We start from the raw sequence: 18,497 nt of genomic DNA on the forward strand, positions 1-18,497 counted from the left end.
GAGATGTATGGCGAAATTGCTAAAGGAGTACATATTAAATGAAAGCAAATATTTTTAAGCAAAAAGTTAAAAAGCAGTTATGGTTTTTAAATAAAAAAGAAAAAAGTAAATTGGATTCTGTTTTGGAAAGCGTAGTTGAAAAGCATGATAATGAACATTTAAATCGACCTATTGCATTTTCTAATCAATTTTTAAAAGAATATGTTTTTAAAGAAAAAGTAGTATCGTCTACGCAGTTATTTGCTTTATTATTAGGTATTTTATTTACATATATTATGTTATTAGGTATTTTCTTGTTTGGTTTTATTACAAGTTTAACTGCTGTACAATATTTTATAAAACCAGAAGTACAGTTATCGACACTGACAGTCATATTAACATTTATTGGAGCATTATTACTTGTTATTGTTAGTTTGTATTTAATTAGGTTGGTCACTGGTTACTTTACGAAAAAATTATTAGAATATAAGCATAACAAAGCATTGTAATAAAATACTAACTATCTATTAGGTGAGAAAGTGTTAAACTTTCTTGCCATTTTTTATGTACAACGATATATGCTACATCAACTATGATAAAAGTTGCATTATCAAAATAAATAACTGTTTGTGCACCTTGTGATTTTAAGCCATTAATTGCTAATGCATTGATAAAATATTGTATTGGGGAGCGCTTTGCTTTAATTGGGAAGACGATCGTATGGTTATTAATATAGATGGGGATGAGTTTTCGTATTTTAAGTATGTCCTTAGCTTGCTTAATTTGTATGGGTAAAGAAAGATTGTTGGTTTCAAGGATATATTTTAATGTTTGATTAATGGAAGAAGGATACGTAAATTGATGTGTTGTATATTGACAAATGGTAAGTAATTCGGGACCGATAACGGTTTTGAAATATAATAGTTTAGCAAGGTTATTCATTAAATTCACCTCATTAAAATTTATAGTATTTAGAATATTTTACTTGAACACGTTGCTGTATATTTTTTATAGTTGATATTGAACACTTTAGGTGTTGTGCAATCTCTTTTTGTTTATAACCATATAATTTTAATTGTAACCACTGTTGTTCTTGTGTTGTAAGCGTTGTTAAGAAATGATGAGCCTCTATTTTACTATCAAGGTAGATGCTAGGAATTTGATGACAACTTACTTCATCAAATGGTTCGCATATTTCATAAGTGTTGTGTTGCTTACGAAATAAATCAATTAAATAGAAATTTAACCGTGTATATAAATAAGATTGAAATGAAGAAGATTTTTGGGCATTATACTTTCTGGATAGTTCCCATAATTTAATCGTGAGTAATTGTACAAATTCATCATTATTGTACTTAATATTGTATTTTTTTAGAAGAACATATATGATGTGTTTTGATTTATTATAAATTTTACTAAAGTGCATTTGGTGCCTCCTATTGCTGTATATACAACTTGTAATTCCGGATAAATTCATTTTATAAAGACAAATAATAAATTTCATTTGCTAAATATACATAATAGGTGTTAAATAGATAATATAAGAGTAATAAATTTTAGTTTTTATAACATGAACGCGTATTCAACTTAGAGATATAACACTAAAAGATGTATTATTATCTTCGGACAATTATCAGGAGGTTTATATGGATTACGCACATTTAAATTTAGAGCATTTTTTTGCTAAACATAATGATTTAGATATGATTAAAGATAAATCAGATTTTGTAATGATAAATAACTTAACAAATGAAATGATGTATCGTGATGGAGAAATTGAAGGTACGATTGATTTGAATCGTTATTATTATAAAAATAGATCACAAGCATCGAGCTTTATCATAATGGAATATCGTAAAAGTCAAGAGTAATGAAATTAAAATTTCATTACTTTTTTTATGAATATGTAACAACACTTAGATAAAATTGTGCGTTTAACTATTTAGTGTTAGAATTTATTATCAGATAGTCTCAAGCGCATTGATACATAAATGATAGAGACTTCTCATTTCTAATTATTACCTAAGAGGTGTGGAACATGACGAAGCATAAAAAAGGCTCAATTTTATCAATTATAGGTTTATTGGTAATCTTAGGTGTAGCTGCAATTATTGTATTTTCAATGATTTCAGATCAAATCTTTTTTAAAGAAGTAGATGAACAAGAAAAAGTTGATAATTTAAAAGTAACTTTAGATAAAGCATCTAAAAAGCAAATAGATAACTACACAAGCCAACAAGTTTCAAGTAAAGATAACAAAACATGGAGAGACGCATCATCAACTGAAATAAAAGCTGCGATGGATAGTAGTAAGTTTATTGAGAGTGATACGCAAAAATACCAATTTTTAGAATTAGATAAATATCAAGGTATTGACCATAACAGAATCAAACGTATGTTAATTGATAACCCAACATTACTTAAGCATTCTGATGAATTTATAAAGGCTGCTAAAGACAAACATGTAAATGAGGTCTACTTAATTTCACACGCATTGCTTGAAACAGGTTCTGCTAAAAGTGAACTTTCAAGTGGCGTAGAGATTGATGGTAAAAAATACTATAATTTCTTCGGTGTAGGTGCTTTAGATGAAGATCCTATTAAAACAGGGTCTGAATATGCCAAAAAACATGGATGGGATACACCACAAAAAGCAATTAGTGGCGGTGCTAACTTTATTCATGGACATTTTTTATCAAATAAAGATCAAAATACACTATATAGTATGAGATGGAATCCGAAAAATCCAGGTGAACATCAATATGCTACTGACATAAAATGGGCAGAAAGTAACGCTTCATTAATGGCACACTTTTATGAAGATATGAAAACAGAAGGTAAGTATTATAAATATTTTGTTTATAAAGATGATAATAAACATAAACAATAATTAAAAGAGCCTAAGACATAATGAATTGCATCCCGTCAAGTAGACAAATAAATAATTAAATTATCGGTTAATCTCGGTTTATACGAGATTAGCCATTTTTAATGTAATTCTTTCATTATTAAAGAATGTTATATACTCATTGATAACTTGAAACGCTGGTTCTATAGTTTCAAATTTAAAGTTTTTATAACCCCTATAAATTTCAGATTTAATAATTCCCAAACACCTTCCATAGGTCCATTATCAATGCATCTTCCAACTCGAGACATACTTTGTATCATATTATGTTGATTTAACTTATTTTTAAATAATCTGGATGTATACTGAAAACCACGATCGCTATGAAATATAATACCTTCGGTATCAGTTACAGTATTAACTGCCTTATCAAATGTTTCAAATACGAGTTGATTGTTATTTGAGCTTCCTAATACATGACTTACAATTTTACCTGATCCCAAATCATATATCGCACTAAGATATATTTTATTTCCATTTTTAAGTTGTAATTCAGTTACATCTGTTAGCCATTTTTTATTAGCCTTACTTTCTTGAAATTTACGATTTAATTCGTTTTCGGCTATGGTTTGTGGGTTGCTAGGTTTATAGCGCTTACGTTTTCGGCGAATAACTGCTTTTAAATTCAGTTGATTCATCAACCGATAAACACGTTTATGGTTTACTTCTTTCTGTAAATATAGGCGAATATAAATATAAATCCTCCTATATCCATAAATACCTTTATATTTTTTATAAATATGTTTTATTTCTTCTAACAATACTTGGTTTTCAATTTCTTTTTGTGTGGGATTACGATGTAACCATTTATAAAAACTTGCACGGGAAATCTTTAAAATTTGGCATAAATGCTTAATAGGAAATTCATTTTTTAGCGTTTCAATCGTTTCGTATGCGACGATTTGCTTGTTTTTTGGTTTATCATCTCTCTTTCTATTTCTTGATATTTTTTTAGTACTTTATTTTCCATTTCTAGTATTTTATTCCGACTTTTTAGAGCTTGAATTTCAGCTTCTTTCTGTTCTTCTGGTGTTAATATAGATTTAGGTTTGCCTTTGCCTCGACCATCTTGAAGGCCATCGCGGCCATGTACTTTATATTTTGTACCCATTGGTACAATTGACCATAACTGATACCGTATTTTTCAGCACAGTCTTTATAATTAATTTCATTATCTAAATAGTATTCTACAATTTTAAGACGTTCTTGGAATGTTGTTTTTTTACCCTTCATCGTATACACCTCATTTTTAGGAGAAGAATTGATATTCTCTTTTCTTCCAGTATAACGATTTACCCATCTACGTACAGTTTCATGAGCAGAAATATTATATTTAATGGCTAAATTTTTATATGATATGCCACCATTCAAATACTCTTGAACCACATTCTTTTTAAATTGAAGTGTATACTTATTATTTTGTGAATTGCGTATAAAAGATTGTATACCGTTGGTTAAATATTTGTTGTACGTGTATCGGAGATGGCCTGGAGAGATATCAATATCAACTACATCTACAATATTTTCGAAACTCATACCATTTTCATATTTAGCAAAAATCAATTCTAATAAATCTAGATCAACGATTTTTTTAGACATAGAAAAACTCCCTTCAAAGTTTTCATTTTTTAAATGTCTACTTTGAAGGGAGCATATCATAAATAGATGTCTTAGGCTCTTTTTAGATGCGTTTGTGTTTTACTGTGCTTTATTTTTTTGTCCAATAAGCAAAAACAATAACAAAGCAGATATGAAAACTTTGAATATAAATTTCATTATTTCACTTCCTAATTCATATTTGAATGTACCTAAGATAATAGGTGAATTGAAAATAACAAAGCATATAGAGGTAGAAATCAATACTATTTTTTATCAAAATAATGATGTTGTTTTAAAAATTCTTTCGCAACAATGGCAGGTTCTTTACCTTGACCATCAGCTTCATAATTTAATTTTTGCATTTGTTCTGTACTGATTTGACCTTCTAATTTTTTTATTGCTTTTTTTAGTTCTGGTTGTTGAGCTAAAAGTTTATTTGGCGCTACTGCACTGGCATCATAAGGCGGAAAGAAGTTTTTATCGTCTTTGAGAACCACTAAATCGTATGCTGCAATTCTACCATCTGTAGTATAGCCAAGTGCAACATCTAGTTTTTGGTTTTTTAATGCATCATAAACAAGTCCGATTTGCATAGGTTTTATAGAATTGAAAGCAAAACCGTAATGTTCTTGGAATGGGGCATAACCGTCGCCACCGCGTTTAATCCACGTGGTATCTGTGCCAACATTTACTTTGTCTTTTACTTTTTCTAAATCTGAAACAGTATGTAAGTTGTATTTTTTGGCTGTTTCTTTTGTGACCATAAAGGCAAACGTGTTTTCAAAACCATATGAATTAAAAAACGTTTGATCAAATTTTTGATTAAATAATTTTTTTGTAACATGCATAGCTTTGGTAGAATCGGTGATTGGTTTCTGTTCAAGTGCACCTACTAAATCAGTACCAGTATATCGTGTGCTTGATACATCAGCATCACCATTCATTAATGCATTATGTTGAATGGTTGCGGAACCTAAATTATTAATGATTGAACCTTTTACTTTCCCATCAGTATCGTGCTCAATTAACTCTTTTAACATATAGGCCATAATCTGGGATTCACTTGTGGCTAATGCAGATATTCTTACAGTGCTTTTTGATTGTCCACCACCAAGGCCAGGTAATTCACAACTTGCTAAAAAAATTGTGCTAAATAAAACCAAAATGACAAATCGTTTTAAAAATTTCATTATTATACTCCTTATTTAAAATACAAAAAAATAAATTTCTCAATATATTTAGAATAACATATTTAATAAAACATTATAACTTAACGGATGAAACAACTGTAAACCATTAATGTGTAAAGTAAGATAAATCATTGGTATAATAAAGCTTAAATAAGTTTAGTTAGGATGTGAACTATGAGGATTGCAATCATAGGAATGGGTACGGCAGGTGTGAGTTTGCTAAAGGAATTAGTCAAACAGGAACGTTTTTCTGAATTAGCTATCGATGTATATGATAACCCTAAAAACATGGGGCAAGGTGTGCCGTTTCAAAACGATAGTGACCAATTATTAATTAATTTACCTGCCGAAGAGATGTCATTGAATTTAGAAAATGAACGGGAATTTTATGAATGGTATGAAAATCAATCAACATTTAAGTTTTCAAATCCGAAGTATTTGCCGAGGTTTATTTTTGGACATTATATGAAAGATTATTTGCAACAATTTATCAATCAGTATGATAATATTCACCAAATTTGTGAAGAAGTTTCTGAAGTCTTTATTGACTCAGATATAGGTCAAACAGATATACAATATAATGTTTGTACTGCAAATAATATAGAAAATCGAAAGCAGTATGATGTAGTATTCTTAGCTATAGGCACGTTGTCTTATCATGATCCATACAAATTGAAAGGCACGAAAGGATATATACAAACACCGTATCCTACATATAATACGTTAGATAATGTTAAAGATACAGATAGAATTTCTATTATTGGTACTGGACTAGCAAGTCTTGATGTGATTCGCTATGTAACAGCGCATCATCCTAATTTACCAATTATGGTTACAAGTCGTAAGGGTCACTTACCGAGTGTTAGAGGTGAGATGCCTGATATTGAATTTAAATATTTAACTCCTGAAAATTTTAATGAAATTAAAGAGAAACATTTTGGAAATGTGCCATTAGATGAGGCAATGCGGTTATTTATGAAAGACTGTGCACATTATGAAATTCCGGTAGAAACACTTGTGCATCGAAGAACAAATGATTCGATTATAGATTTAACTTACGATTTAGAACATGCAGAGGAGTTAGGTAAATTCCAAAGTATACTTGAGCTTGCCAAAGAAAATTTAAATTGGATATGGAATAGTTTGAGTCGTACTGACCAAAAACATTTTTTATCAAATTATCATGGTATTTTAAAAGAAAATTCTAATCCAATGCCTCCACAGACTGCACAATTACTCATTGAACACATTAATAATGGCTTAATTAAAATTGAGAAGGGCTTAGAATCTGTTAAACATAGTCAACATAGATTTCAATTAGAATTTCAAGACGGTTCGGTAGAAAATAGTGATGTAGTCATTAATGCGACAGGTTCGAAAACACAACTTTCAGATCTTGATAGTGATGATCAACTTGTGTTGAATTTAGAAAATAGACAAGTAGTACAAGCGCATCCACTTGGTGGTATACAAATTGTAGCTGAAACAAATCAAATTATAAGTCCAAGGTATGGCACGCTTAAAAATATGTATGCATTAGGTCAGTTAACAAATGGTATTAATCAATCGAGAAATGGCGTCATGATGATTGTAAGGCAAGCGGTAAGTGTAATAAATCATTTATTTGAATCAAATAAATGATTTAAAGTATCACTAATGGTTTGTTGCTTTAAACATCTGTGAGCGTTTAACGTATTATTTAATAAATGGGATTAGACGCTTTAAATAGTTCGTTTTTTGACTCATTTCTCCATGTAATTGTATTAATTATCAGAAAAATAAAGCCGACTTAGGCAATAAGAATTGTCATTTCTCAAAAAATGTAGTACGATGATTTTGTAACTAAGTTTCAGTTACATGACTCAATCATCAATTAACAATTTCATAGATATTCTTTCGGGGCAGGGTGAAATTCCCAACCGGCAGTAAATTAAGCCTGCGACCTGCATTTATGTGTATAAATGTGGCTGATCTAGTGAGATTCTAGAGCCGACAGTAAAGTCTGGATGGGAGAAAGAATGAAGTATAACAAAACAACACTTTTTAAGTGTTTATTTGGCATACCATAAATTTAAAATTTATGTATAAGTGTGTCTAATTTTTGCTAATAATGTTATATCAATAGATCCCACACCTGAAATGTTCATTTCAGGTTTTTTTTTATTATTTAGAGGTGATGAGATGAGTCAATATTTAAACTATGCTATACAACTTGCACAAATGGTTGAGGGACAAACAGGTTTAAACCCTCCAGTTGGTGCAGTAGTAGTGAATCGAGGACGTATCGTAGGTATAGGTGCACACTTAAAAAAAGGTGACAAACATGCAGAAGTGCAGGCGCTAGATATGGCAAAAGACAATGCGAAAGGTGGAACCATTTATATTTCATTAGAACCCTGTACACACTTTGGTTCTACACCACCTTGCGTCAATAAAATTATTGAGGCAGGCATTAATCGTGTTGTTTATGCAGTTAAAGATACTACATTACCTTCCAATGGTGACAGTATTTTACAAGAAGCAGGGATAGATGTTGAATTTCGACATCAACCTGATGCTGAAAACTTATATAAAGATTTCTTTATTACAAAACGACAATCTGTACCAATGGTAACAGTAAAGGTTTCTTGTAGTTTAGATGGCAAACAAGCGACAGATACTGGTGAAAGTAAATGGATTACCAATAAACTTGTGAAAAAAGATGTTTTTAAATTAAGACATCATCACGATGCGGTACTAACTGGTAGTGGCACGTTAAATGCAGATAATCCACAATATACGACTCGAATTGAAGAGGGTAAAAACCCAATTAAAGTGATACTAGCCCAAAACGGTAACATAGATTTTAATTTAGACATTTTTAAAAATACGAATACGCCGATTTGGATTTATACACAAAATGAAGCTTTAGTAACGGACATTGAACATGTTGAAATTATTCAACTTACAAATTGTTCAGTAGAAAATATTATGAAAAATTTATATGAAAAAGGTATAGGCAGATTGTTAGTAGAAGCAGGTCCCACAGTTACTTCTGAATTTCTTCAATCCAATTATACAAATAAACTAATTATATATTATGCCCCGAAAATAATTGGTGGTTCAGGCAAATATCAATTTTTCCATACGGATAAAATCATCGATTTGTCAGAAGTCCCACAGTTTGAAATTGTTGATTCACAAATGCTTGAGCAAAATCTTAAATTAGAATTACGAAAGAAGTGATTAAACATGTTTACTGGAATTGTTGAAGAAATAGGTACAATTAAAAAAATATCAACACAACAGTCTGTAGTTAACTTGAAAATTGAATGTCAAACGATTTTAACTGACATGCATATTGGTGATTCAATCAGTGTTAACGGAGCATGTTTAACAGTAATAGAATTTGATAATCACACTTTTTCAGTACAAGTTATAAAAGGTACAGAAAATAAAACGTATTTAAATCAATTAAGTCAATCTTCTGAAGTGAATTTAGAAAGAGCAATGAGTGGTCAAGGTCGATTTGGTGGACATTTTGTACTTGGTCATGTAGATGAAGTAGCGAAAATTAAACGCATTCAGTCATCGGATAATTCTAAAATTGTAACAATACAACCGTCAACGTCATTGATAAAACAAATGGTTAGTCAAGGTTCAATTACAGTTGATGGTGTGAGTTTAACGATATTTCAATTAAAGCAATCAGATTTCGATATACATCTCATTCCTGAGACAAGAAAATCAACGATATTAAATCAAAAGCGTGTTGGTGATCCAGTTCATTTAGAAACGGATATGTTATTTAAATACGTTGAAAAAATTATTGAAAATGATAATGCTAAATTAACTTCAGATAAACTTAAAGCATTTGGATTTTAAGGAGGGCTCATATGCAATTAGATAGTATCGATACAGCGTTGCAAGCACTAAAAAAAGGTGAAAGTATCATAGTCGTAGATGATGAAAATAGAGAAAATGAAGGTGACTTAGTAGCTGTTACGGAATGGATGAATGACAACACTGTTAATTTTATGGCGACCTATGGTAAAGGATTAATTTGTGCACCAATCAGTAATGCAATTGCTGAAAAGTTGGATCTAAATCCTATGGTCACACATAATTCTGATGTTTATGGCACACAGTTTACGGTAAGTGTTGATCACATACAAACAACAACTGGCATTAGTGCAGACGAAAGAACAATGACAGCGAGAGCATTGATCGATGAGCAAGCTACTGGATCTGATTTTAATAAACCGGGTCATTTATTCCCTTTAATTGCACAAGATAATGGTGTGCTATCAAGACGTGGTCATACTGAAGCGTCTGTGGATTTAGCTAAATTAACTGGCGCTAAACCAGCAGCATTAATTTGTGAAATTATGGATGAAGATGGGACAATGGCAAAAGGAGCGTCATTAGAAGCATTTAAAGAAACGCATGGTTTAGTTATGATTTCTATTGAAGACTTAGAAAAGTATCGAAAATCTTCAATTTCTAAACTAGATGCAAAAGCAAAAGTTAAGATGCCAACAGAATACGGTAACTTTGATATGTATGGCTTTACTACAGATAATAGCGAAGAAGATATTGTTGTTATCGCTAATGGCGACATTAATAAAACTGAAAATGTTCGAATCCATTCAGCATGTTTAACTGGCGACATTTTTCATAGTCAACGATGTGATTGTGGTGAACAATTAGCAGCATCGATGAAATATATAGCAGAGCATGGTGGCATGATACTGTATCTTCCTCAAGAGGGTAGAGGCATAGGCTTAATTAATAAGTTGAAAGCTTACGAATTAATCGAACAGGGTTATGATACAGTTTCTGCAAATATTGCATTAGGATTTGAAGAAGATTTAAGAGATTATCAAAATGCTGCCCAAATATTAAAATATTTTGGTGTGGACAGTGTAAATTTATTAAGTAATAATCCGAAAAAATTTGAAAGTTTAGAATCATATGGCATTCATATTGCGAAGAGAATTGAACTCATCGTACCAACCAATGCATACAATCAGGATTATATGGATACAAAAAAAGAAAAAATGGGTCACTTAATATAGGAGGTAATGAACAATGAATTTTGAAGGTAAATTAGTAGGTTCAGATTTAAAAGTAGCGATTGTTGTAAGTAGATTTAATGATTTTATTACTAATCGATTATTAGATGGTGCAAAAGATACATTAATTAGACATGAAGTACCGGAAGCTAATATCGATGTAGCATACGTACCAGGAGCATTTGAAATTCCTTTAGTAGCTAAAAAATTAGCTAAGAAAAATGATTATGATGCAGTTATCACTCTAGGTTGTGTTATTAGAGGATCAACGTCTCATTACGATTACGTTTGTAACGAAGTAGCCAAGGGTGTTTCAAAAGCGAATGATGTTACTGATACGCCAGTCATATTTGGTATTTTAACTACAGAAAATATTGAACAAGCAGTAGAACGTGCAGGTACGAAAGCAGGTAATAAAGGTGCAGAAGCAGCAGTAAGTGCGATAGAAATGGCTAATTTATTAAGAGAAATATAAAGTTAAACTTGTCTAATGCTTATCAATTTTTAATATCGTATCGTTTTTCAATTATATTAAATTAGTAGAACGCCAAAGACATGACAGCTTTGGCGTTCTTTGTTTTTATAATAAATTCAATGACTATCTAAATTAGAATTCGGATATGTAAATCTTTTTAAACATCATTGAACTTAAAATTTGTGCTCGTATGATTACTTAGATGTAGTGTTTAAAAAGTGAATTGTTTTAAAATAATTATTTATATATTGAACATTGAATTGATTATTTTTTAAGTACTCTATATAGTATTGAACCTGTAGCTACAACGCCAGCAAATATGCCAGCAATAGTGCCTACTTTTTTCAATATATCTGGTTTTAACAATTCTTTAAACATTAAATTCAAATTTTGTGGTCTTTCAGCTAATCTTCTCATAAAGTAACTGAACCAATCATCTCCATATGGCACATAAATGCAGAAATTGTTGCCTTCGCCGGCAATTTGTTCTGCTAAATCAGAGCGAAAGCCGTATAACATTTGAAATTCATAACGATCTTTATCAATTTTATTATCTTTAATAAATTGTTTGATTTGTGTAATGATTTTATCATCGTGTGTAGCGATAGAAGTAACGTTTTTAGCACTTAACAATCTTTTTTTAATTAAACGTATGTAGTTTTCGTCGATTTCTTCTTTTGTTTGAAAAGCGATAACTTCATTTTCTTTATATGCACCTTTAACCATGCGTAATCTTAGTTCAGGATATTTATCTATGAGCGCATCGGCTTTATATAAATATGCTTGAATGACTGTACCAACATTTTTAAATTCACCTTTTAATCGATCTAATACTTGAGTGATATCAAACAAGCTATCATACTTTTCAGTATCGATATTAATATGCATATTATCAAATTCATTTGCTTTCAATAATATTTCTCGTAAATTACGGTAAGCAAGATCTATATCAAACTCTGAACCTAGTTGGCTTAATTTCACAGACATATGTCCAGCTAAACTATGATTATAAATGGCATACATGACTTCCAAAATTTGATCTTTAGCTTGGATAGCTTCACCTTCAGTTACGACAAACTCTCCAAGACAATCAACAGTCACTGTAATTCCCTTGTTGTTTAAACGTTCAATTGTGTCTATCAAGGATTTAATCGTATTACCCGCAACGACTTTATTCGCCCCAAACATGGGTCCTACTTCCTTGGCAGTCTTATTTAAAAACGAATTATTTGATAATCCGATAAAGAAATCTTTCACAATTGGCATATTAATTCCTCCCATTCCGCTTATAGCTATGTTTCAATAATAGTGTAGCATGAATCTAATAGTAATGAAATCGTTTACAATAAAATATGTTACACTTTAAATTTCAATATACACTCATGAGATATGTATTGAACAGAAATAAGAAATTTATTGTGGGAAATAAATTTAGTTTTATGTTTATTTAATATGTTTAAAATGGAAAAAGCATAGCGTATTTTGATACAATAAGCGTAATGAATTTAAATGTAGAAGGGGAAGTATGGATTATGTGGAAATGGGAAACCGAAAATGAAGCAAAAGGTGTCGTAGTAATTGCACATAACATGCTTGAACATACTGGAAGATATGCATATGTGATTACGATGCTTCGCCGAAATGGATATCATGTTATTATGGGCGATTTGCCAGGACAAGGGCAAACATCACGTTCAAATAAAGGTCAAATTGATAATTTTGATGCATATCATGAGCATATACTTGAATGGATTAGAATCGCAAATGAATATAAAATTCCAACTTATGTCCTAGGTATAGGTCTTGGTGGTTTGATTGTCTTAAATTTATTAGAAAAAACAGAAGTGCCGATTGAAGGCCTGATGTTGCTTTCACCACTTTTAGAATTTAAGAAAAGTAATAAATCTAGAAAAGATAAAATTATTTCTAATATAGGTAAAATTGCGAAAGATACTCGATTTAAAGTTGGTATTACAGTTGAAGATTTAACAAGAAACGAAGAAGTTATAGAAGAGACGAATAAAGATCAATTGATGTTAAATAAAGTAACTTACTACTGGTATAAACAGATTATTGAAATTATGAAAGAGACAGTCAACCATTTAAAAGATGTAAAATCATTGCCGTTATTATTAATGTACGGTACAGAAGATAGAGTTGCAGATATAAGCGCAATGGATTTAATAAAAGATAAAATAATGACAGAAGAACTTTATTTTAAAGCGTGGGAAGGATTATATCATGAAATTCATAACGAGCCTGAACGTGATGAAGTCATGCGATATATTTTAGCGTTTTTAAATAATAGTGCAAGTAACAATGGATTTATAGTACATGATGAAAATGAAGTTTCATAGTACCTGAATACAATGATAATACAGTATGTGGCAAAAGCGGTGGATTTGTATCCTAATTTTAAAAAGATATGATTTCACCGTTTTTTATATTTGATTTTTATTGTAACTTATAATTAATATTTTTGTGAAATAAATCACAAATAACTATTGCAAACGCTCGGAGGAAATGATATATTTATATTGTGAAATAAATCACAATATAAATTATTAATTTTCATGTGAGGAGCGTTCTGTGATGGAATATATAAAAAGTAATAAAGTTGTTTTAATTGGTGATGGTGCAGTTGGATCAAGTTATGCATTTGCATTAGTAGCTCAAGGTGTGGCAGATGAACTCGTTATTATAGATTTAGATGAAGACAAAGTGAAAGGTGATGTAATGGACTTAAACCATGCGGCACCGTATGGAGGTTCACCTGTTAAAATTAAAGCTGGTTCATATAAAGCATGTCACAATGCTGATTTAGTGGTGATTACTGCTGGAGCAGCTCAAAAACCAGGAGAAACGAGATTAGATTTAATTGAAAAGAATACAAAAATATTTAAATCGATTGTTTCTGAAGTTATGGCATCTGGATTTAATGGGATTTTCTTAGTAGCCACTAACCCTGTTGATGTACTTACCTATGTAACGCAACAAGTTTCTGGATTACCTAAAGAAAAAGTAATTGGATCAGGTACGATTTTAGATACGGCACGATTCAAATATGAATTAGCTGAAGAATTTGGCGTTTCTGATAGAAGTGTTCATGGACAAATCATTGGGGAACATGGAGACTCTGAACTAGCTGTTTGGTCACAAGCAAATATTGCAGGACAGCCATTATACCAATTGTTAATAGATGATCCTGAAAAACAACATAGAATAGAAGAAATATTTGTTAATACACGAGATGCAGCCTATGACATTATTCAAGCTAAAGGTGCAACATATTATGGCATTGCTATGGGATTAGTGCATATAACTAAAGCGATTTTAAATAATCAAAATGTAGTGCTTACCGTATCCAGTCGTTTAGAAGGTGAATATGGTCAAGAAGATGTCTATATAGGTGTCCCTACAAAAATTAACAGACAAGGTGCGGTAGAAGTTTTTGAAATACCGTTAAACGATGAAGAAAAAACTTTATTTACCCGTTCTGTTGGTATTTTGAAAGAAATGCAAAATAAAATATCTCATTTAATTGCATAATTCATAGTTTAAATTTAAACTGTATATAAGATTAATTTTATTAAAAATTCTAATATTTATTCAGTATAGAATTTATTTTACAGTGATTGATGATTTTTTTGAAATTAATTTTACATGTTTAAACTTTATACTATGATTGGGGGATTACACTATGGGGAAGACATTTACTGAAAAAGTGGATGGCGTTTTGCAATTAGAATCTGTGTTGAAAGATATCGAGGATATTTTTGACAAAGTTCAAAAGCAATATAAAATGTCAAAAGAAGAAATTTTAATCCTTTTGACACTTTGGAAAGAAGGGTCAATGACTTTAAAAGAAATGGATGATTTTGTTCATATTAAATCATACAAACGTACACGTACGTACAATGATTTAGTTGAAAAAGCGTGGATTATTAAAGAAAGACCACAAAACGACGAACGTACAGTTATTATCCATTTTAATGAAGATTTAAAAGATCAAAGGGAAAGTCTTTTAAACTTTTTTAAAGAAGAAATTGATTCTAACTCATCTACTATTCAAAACAGTCTTAAATCTATCTTAAATCTATAGGAATTATGAATTTTACAGTGTAATTTACACAAAAAAGCTGCCAACAAAGTTTAAATGCTTTTATTGGCAGCTTTTTTATTTTTAAAGCGTGTGCTTTAGGAAAACTAAATGATAGAATTTATCTTTTTTCTATCGCACAAATAAATGGTGGATTATTTTGTTGATTGATAAATTGATATTTTAGAATATGTGCTTTATTTTGATCGAATTGTTCCAAATAATCTAGAATAGCATCTCGCTCCAATTTGCCTTCATCATGGCCATGATAAATAACAAGAATAATGATGCCTTCTATGGATAAAATATTAAATATTGCATTTATGGCAGCAATTGTACTTTCGGCTTGTGTAACAATGGATTTATCTCCTTTTGGTAAATAACCTAAGTTAAAAATCGCTGCGTCAATTTTACCTTGTTGATAATTTGGAATATATGATTGGATATTTGCATGGCTATCTTGAACGATAGTGACATTGTTAAAATCATGAATCTTAAGTTGTGTCTGCTTAATAGCTTCATCTTGTATATCAAAAGCATAGACATTACCGTTTGGAACTTGTTGGGCAAGAAAATGTGTATCATTACCGTTACCGCATGTAGCATCGATCACGATACTGTCATCTGATACGTGTTGTTGAATTAATGTTCTAGCAAAAGGGAGAATGCGTTCAAGTTTCATGACTTAACTGTGCTTTCAAAATATTTCCCTTGGTATGAATCTCGGTGAGCAAGTTCATTATCAATTTCATTGAGAACTTCCCATTTGTTAACACTCCACATAGGACCTACCATTAAATCGATTGGACCATCACCGGTAATTCTATGAACGATCATTTCTTTTGGTATGATTTCTAACTGATCACACACTAATTTAGTGTATTCATCTTGTGACATAAATTCTAGCATGCCTTTATCATATTGCTTAACCATTGGCGTTCCTTTTAATAGGTGAAGTAAATGTATTTTTATACCTTGTACATCCATTTGAGCGACTTCTCGTGCAGTTTCCATCATCATATTATAATCTTCACCAGGTAAACCATTTATAATATGAGTACAAATGTTTATATTATGTTTGCGTAGTTTGGCAATACCTTCATAATAAGTTTTCATATCATGTGCGCGATTGATTAAATCAGATGTTTCTTGGTGTATTGTTTGAAGACCTAGTTCAACCCATAAGTAAGTACGTTCATTCAATTCTGCTAAATACTCGACTACATCATCAGGTAAACAGTCTGGACGTGTACCTATGGATAAACCAACTACACCAGGCTCTTTCAATGCAGTTTCATATTTTTCACGCAATACCTCTACGGGTGCATGTGTATTTGTAAAAGCTTGGAAGTAGGCGATGTATTGGCCATCGTGCCATTTTTCATGCATTCTATCTTTTATTTCTTTAAATTGTACATCGATTGGATCTACACGATTACCTGCAAAGTCACCGCTACCAGCTGCTGAACAAAATGTACAGCCACCATGTGCAACGGTACCATCTCTATTTGGACAATCAAATCCTCCATCAATTGCAACTTTAAATATTTTTTGTCCAAATTTATTTTTTAAATGATAATTCCATGTATGATATCTTTTATTCTCGAATGCGTAAGGGAAGAATTGTCCCATATAACATTTTCCTTTCTAAATTCATTCTAGTTAAAGATTTTAACATATTTTAATGATATAGTGTTTAAAGTAAAATAAGAAATTTTGATGTAGAAAGGAGCTTAATGTTATGAATATGCCTAAATCAGTGTGGTGGCTAGTAATTGGTATGGCATTAAATATCACAGGCTCAAGTTTCTTATGGCCATTAAATACAATTTATATGAATGAAGAATTAGATAAAAGTCTAACTATCGCCGGATTAGTACTAATGATCAATTCATTTGGCATGGTCATAGGTAACTTATTAGGGGGCATGCTTTTTGATAAATTAGGTGGTTATCGTACTATTATTATAGGAACAGTAATTTGTTTGATGAGTACAACACTGCTTAATTTTTTCCATGGTTGGCCATGGTATGCTGTATGGCTAGTAGCACTAGGATTTGGTGGCGGTATGATTGTTCCAGCAATTTATGCATTGGCTGGCGCCGTGTGGCCACAAGGTGGTCGTCAAACTTTTAATGCAATTTATTTGGCTCAAAATTTAGGTGTAGCCATTGGTGCTGCATCAGGTGGATTTGTAGCAGAATTAAGTTTTAATTATATTTTTATAGCGAACTTATTAATGTATGTCGCATTTGCAATTGTAGCCGTGACACAATTCAAAATTAATTTAGATGTTAAAGTGAAATCAACGGATGCAATGAGTCTTTTATCTAAAGCATATAGACCACAGTTTATAGCGCTAACGCTATTATGCGTTATGTTCAGTATTTGTTGGATTGCTTATATTCAATGGGAAAGTACGATAGCTTCGTTTACTCAAGAAATCAATATTTCAATGAGTCAGTACAGTCTGTTATGGACAGTTAACGGCATTATGATTTTAGTTGCGCAACCTTTAATCTTACCTGTCATTAGATTGTTAAAAGGAAACCTAAAATATCAAATGCTTGTTGGTATTGTCATCTTTATTCTCTCTTTCTTTGTGACAAGTTTTGCTGAACAATTTTCAATTTTCATGGTAGGTATGATTATACTTACTTTAGGAGAAATGTTTGTTTGGCCAGCCGTACCAACAATAGCGAATCAATTAGCGCCTAAAGGGAAAGAAGGTTCATTCCAAGGTTATGTTAATTCTGCTGCAACTGTGGGAAAAGCTTTTGGACCATTAATTGGCGGTGTTGTTGTAGATTCGTTTAATATGCAAGCTATGTTTTTAAGTATGATTGTATTATTACTTATTGCACTGGTATTCCTGTTAATATACGATAAAAAATTACCAAAAGATACGTAAGATATATGATGAGTCTGGGATATAAATAAATATCTTAGGCTCGTTTTCAATTGGCAGTCAATGTATCGTCAGCGCTTTGTACAGAAGTGTGCCTTTTGTATAAGCATGAACATTAATTATCCTTGCGGGCGTGGGTCTATGAAATCACTGTGAAAAACGTTGGTCTCTGTCTCACTACTTTATATAATAATTTATTTTTTAGTTATACATGCTTATCATATGTAGTAAATAAGTATGTTTCCTGTTAAATCAGGTTTTACTCTTGAAATAAATAGTTATTTC

At 31.1% G+C, this 18,497-nt stretch carries 18 protein-coding genes, 1 pseudogene and 1 riboswitch; of the genes and pseudogenes, 12 read left to right on the forward strand and 7 right to left on the reverse strand.

Features of this window, described 5'->3' with window-relative positions; translation table 11 throughout:
• Window positions 1-38: 38 nt before the first annotated feature.
• The gene (locus tag ACM6UH_RS06245; protein WP_011302838.1) at window positions 39-488 is read left to right on the forward strand and encodes a hypothetical protein; all 450 of its coding nucleotides are present in this window, start codon (window positions 39-41) and stop codon (window positions 486-488) included.
• Window positions 489-495: 7 nt separating this feature from the next.
• Here the strand turns inward: ACM6UH_RS06245 and ACM6UH_RS06250 are convergent, their stop codons facing one another.
• Window positions 496-921 carry a competence protein ComK gene (locus tag ACM6UH_RS06250; RefSeq protein ID WP_011302839.1) on the reverse strand — a complete coding sequence of 142 codons (426 nt, stop codon included), beginning with the start codon at window positions 919-921 and terminating at the stop codon, window positions 496-498.
• A gap of 13 nt (window positions 922-934) precedes the next feature.
• On the reverse strand, window positions 935-1,405 hold the full coding sequence (locus tag ACM6UH_RS06255; RefSeq protein WP_048787400.1) for a sigma-70 family RNA polymerase sigma factor: 471 nt from the start codon (window positions 1,403-1,405) through the stop codon (window positions 935-937).
• A gap of 220 nt (window positions 1,406-1,625) precedes the next feature.
• Between ACM6UH_RS06255 and ACM6UH_RS06260 the strand changes: the two genes are divergently transcribed.
• Together ACM6UH_RS06260 and ACM6UH_RS06265 are read left to right on the forward strand one after the other, a co-directional pair.
• Window positions 1,626-1,850 (forward strand): hypothetical protein, encoded by a 225-nt coding sequence (locus ACM6UH_RS06260; protein WP_002482918.1) that lies wholly within the window; start codon window positions 1,626-1,628, stop codon window positions 1,848-1,850.
• 167 nt (window positions 1,851-2,017) lie between these two features.
• On the forward strand, window positions 2,018-2,869 hold the full coding sequence (locus ACM6UH_RS06265; RefSeq protein WP_002482919.1) for an N-acetylglucosaminidase: 852 nt from the start codon (window positions 2,018-2,020) through the stop codon (window positions 2,867-2,869).
• Between the two features lie 78 nt (window positions 2,870-2,947).
• On the opposite strand, the pseudogene ACM6UH_RS06270 reads toward ACM6UH_RS06265, so the two are convergent.
• Together ACM6UH_RS06270 and ACM6UH_RS06275 are read right to left on the reverse strand one after the other, a co-directional pair.
• Window positions 2,948-4,512 (reverse strand): annotated as a pseudogene (locus tag ACM6UH_RS06270) (IS3 family transposase).
• Window positions 4,513-4,749: 237 nt separating this feature from the next.
• Window positions 4,750-5,676: an osmoprotectant ABC transporter substrate-binding protein gene (locus ACM6UH_RS06275; protein ID WP_047504127.1), complete on the reverse strand. Its 927-nt coding sequence runs from the start codon at window positions 5,674-5,676 to the stop codon at window positions 4,750-4,752.
• A gap of 174 nt (window positions 5,677-5,850) precedes the next feature.
• Here ACM6UH_RS06275 and ACM6UH_RS06280 point away from each other — a divergent pair, with 174 nt between their 5' ends.
• From ACM6UH_RS06280 to ribH, 5 genes are all read left to right on the forward strand, one after another.
• On the forward strand, window positions 5,851-7,317 hold the full coding sequence (locus tag ACM6UH_RS06280; protein WP_048787170.1) for an FAD/NAD(P)-binding protein: 1,467 nt from the start codon (window positions 5,851-5,853) through the stop codon (window positions 7,315-7,317).
• A 247-nt stretch (window positions 7,318-7,564) separates the two neighbouring features.
• A riboswitch (FMN riboswitch) is annotated at window positions 7,565-7,698 on the forward strand.
• Window positions 7,699-7,857: 159 nt separating this feature from the next.
• Window positions 7,858-8,901, forward strand: a complete 1,044-nt coding sequence (gene ribD, locus ACM6UH_RS06285; RefSeq protein ID WP_011302848.1) for a bifunctional diaminohydroxyphosphoribosylaminopyrimidine deaminase/5-amino-6-(5-phosphoribosylamino)uracil reductase RibD — start codon at window positions 7,858-7,860, stop codon at window positions 8,899-8,901.
• A 6-nt stretch (window positions 8,902-8,907) separates the two neighbouring features.
• The gene (ribE, locus tag ACM6UH_RS06290) at window positions 8,908-9,540 is read left to right on the forward strand and encodes a riboflavin synthase (protein WP_011302849.1); all 633 of its coding nucleotides are present in this window, start codon (window positions 8,908-8,910) and stop codon (window positions 9,538-9,540) included.
• 11 nt (window positions 9,541-9,551) lie between these two features.
• Window positions 9,552-10,733 (forward strand): 3,4-dihydroxy-2-butanone-4-phosphate synthase, encoded by a 1,182-nt coding sequence (ribB, locus tag ACM6UH_RS06295; RefSeq protein ID WP_011302850.1) that lies wholly within the window; start codon window positions 9,552-9,554, stop codon window positions 10,731-10,733.
• 13 nt (window positions 10,734-10,746) lie between these two features.
• On the forward strand, window positions 10,747-11,205 hold the full coding sequence (ribH, locus tag ACM6UH_RS06300) for a 6,7-dimethyl-8-ribityllumazine synthase (RefSeq protein ID WP_002482978.1): 459 nt from the start codon (window positions 10,747-10,749) through the stop codon (window positions 11,203-11,205).
• A gap of 264 nt (window positions 11,206-11,469) precedes the next feature.
• Here ribH and ACM6UH_RS06305 read toward each other — a convergent pair whose 3' ends face one another.
• On the reverse strand, window positions 11,470-12,471 hold the full coding sequence (locus tag ACM6UH_RS06305) for a proline dehydrogenase family protein (RefSeq protein ID WP_047504116.1): 1,002 nt from the start codon (window positions 12,469-12,471) through the stop codon (window positions 11,470-11,472).
• 266 nt (window positions 12,472-12,737) lie between these two features.
• On the opposite strand from ACM6UH_RS06305, the gene ACM6UH_RS06310 reads away from it, so the two are divergent.
• The 3 genes from ACM6UH_RS06310 (at window position 12,738) to ACM6UH_RS06320 (ending at window position 15,307) form a co-directional block, all read left to right on the forward strand.
• Window positions 12,738-13,562, forward strand: a complete 825-nt coding sequence (locus ACM6UH_RS06310; RefSeq protein WP_011302852.1) for an alpha/beta fold hydrolase — start codon at window positions 12,738-12,740, stop codon at window positions 13,560-13,562.
• 235 nt (window positions 13,563-13,797) lie between these two features.
• A complete protein-coding gene (locus ACM6UH_RS06315) occupies window positions 13,798-14,754 on the forward strand; it encodes an L-lactate dehydrogenase (RefSeq protein ID WP_011302853.1) in 957 nt (318 codons plus the stop codon).
• Between the two features lie 151 nt (window positions 14,755-14,905).
• Window positions 14,906-15,307, forward strand: coding sequence for a transcriptional regulator, SarA/Rot family (locus ACM6UH_RS06320; RefSeq protein WP_002482982.1), 402 nt, complete (start codon window positions 14,906-14,908; stop codon window positions 15,305-15,307).
• A 118-nt stretch (window positions 15,308-15,425) separates the two neighbouring features.
• Here ACM6UH_RS06320 and ACM6UH_RS06325 read toward each other — a convergent pair whose 3' ends face one another.
• Together ACM6UH_RS06325 and ACM6UH_RS06330 are read right to left on the reverse strand one after the other, a co-directional pair.
• Entirely contained in the window at window positions 15,426-15,986 is a 561-nt protein-coding gene (locus ACM6UH_RS06325) for a tRNA (mnm(5)s(2)U34)-methyltransferase (RefSeq protein ID WP_011302854.1), read from the reverse strand.
• Entirely contained in the window at window positions 15,983-16,936 is a 954-nt protein-coding gene (locus tag ACM6UH_RS06330) for a TIGR01212 family radical SAM protein (protein ID WP_011302855.1), read from the reverse strand. The genes ACM6UH_RS06325 and ACM6UH_RS06330 overlap by 4 nt, the downstream gene beginning before the upstream one ends.
• 109 nt (window positions 16,937-17,045) lie before the next feature.
• On the opposite strand from ACM6UH_RS06330, the gene ACM6UH_RS06335 reads away from it, so the two are divergent.
• Window positions 17,046-18,215, forward strand: coding sequence for an MDR family MFS transporter (locus tag ACM6UH_RS06335; RefSeq protein ID WP_011302856.1), 1,170 nt, complete (start codon window positions 17,046-17,048; stop codon window positions 18,213-18,215).
• The last annotated feature ends 282 nt before the right edge of the window (window positions 18,216-18,497 follow it).

Source organism: Staphylococcus sp. LKG4-2 (genome assembly GCF_050955665.1).
Taxonomy (GTDB): domain Bacteria; phylum Bacillota; class Bacilli; order Staphylococcales; family Staphylococcaceae; genus Staphylococcus; species Staphylococcus saprophyticus.

Excerpts from the sequence above, each read along its gene's own strand:
- ACM6UH_RS06245 (WP_011302838.1), top strand. The coding sequence starts at position 39 with ATGAAAGCAAATATTTTTAAGCAAAAAGTTAAAAAGCAGTTATGGTTT.
- ACM6UH_RS06335 (WP_011302856.1), top strand. The coding sequence starts at position 17,046 with ATGAATATGCCTAAATCAGTGTGGTGGCTAGTAATTGGTATGGCATTA.
- ACM6UH_RS06280 (WP_048787170.1), top strand. The coding sequence starts at position 5,851 with ATGAGGATTGCAATCATAGGAATGGGTACGGCAGGTGTGAGTTTGCTA.
- ACM6UH_RS06305 (WP_047504116.1), bottom strand. The coding sequence starts at position 12,471 with ATGCCAATTGTGAAAGATTTCTTTATCGGATTATCAAATAATTCGTTT.
- ACM6UH_RS06250 (WP_011302839.1), bottom strand. The coding sequence starts at position 921 with ATGAATAACCTTGCTAAACTATTATATTTCAAAACCGTTATCGGTCCC.
- ACM6UH_RS06315 (WP_011302853.1), top strand. The coding sequence starts at position 13,798 with ATGGAATATATAAAAAGTAATAAAGTTGTTTTAATTGGTGATGGTGCA.
- ACM6UH_RS06320 (WP_002482982.1), top strand. The coding sequence starts at position 14,906 with ATGGGGAAGACATTTACTGAAAAAGTGGATGGCGTTTTGCAATTAGAA.
- ACM6UH_RS06260 (WP_002482918.1), top strand. The coding sequence starts at position 1,626 with ATGGATTACGCACATTTAAATTTAGAGCATTTTTTTGCTAAACATAAT.
- ribH (WP_002482978.1), top strand. The coding sequence starts at position 10,747 with ATGAATTTTGAAGGTAAATTAGTAGGTTCAGATTTAAAAGTAGCGATT.
- ACM6UH_RS06275 (WP_047504127.1), bottom strand. The coding sequence starts at position 5,676 with ATGAAATTTTTAAAACGATTTGTCATTTTGGTTTTATTTAGCACAATT.
- ACM6UH_RS06255 (WP_048787400.1), bottom strand. The coding sequence starts at position 1,405 with ATGCACTTTAGTAAAATTTATAATAAATCAAAACACATCATATATGTT.
- ACM6UH_RS06325 (WP_011302854.1), bottom strand. The coding sequence starts at position 15,986 with ATGAAACTTGAACGCATTCTCCCTTTTGCTAGAACATTAATTCAACAA.
- ribE (WP_011302849.1), top strand. The coding sequence starts at position 8,908 with ATGTTTACTGGAATTGTTGAAGAAATAGGTACAATTAAAAAAATATCA.
- ribB (WP_011302850.1), top strand. The coding sequence starts at position 9,552 with ATGCAATTAGATAGTATCGATACAGCGTTGCAAGCACTAAAAAAAGGT.
- ACM6UH_RS06265 (WP_002482919.1), top strand. The coding sequence starts at position 2,018 with ATGACGAAGCATAAAAAAGGCTCAATTTTATCAATTATAGGTTTATTG.
- ACM6UH_RS06310 (WP_011302852.1), top strand. The coding sequence starts at position 12,738 with ATGTGGAAATGGGAAACCGAAAATGAAGCAAAAGGTGTCGTAGTAATT.
- ribD (WP_011302848.1), top strand. The coding sequence starts at position 7,858 with ATGAGTCAATATTTAAACTATGCTATACAACTTGCACAAATGGTTGAG.
- ACM6UH_RS06330 (WP_011302855.1), bottom strand. The coding sequence starts at position 16,936 with ATGGGACAATTCTTCCCTTACGCATTCGAGAATAAAAGATATCATACA.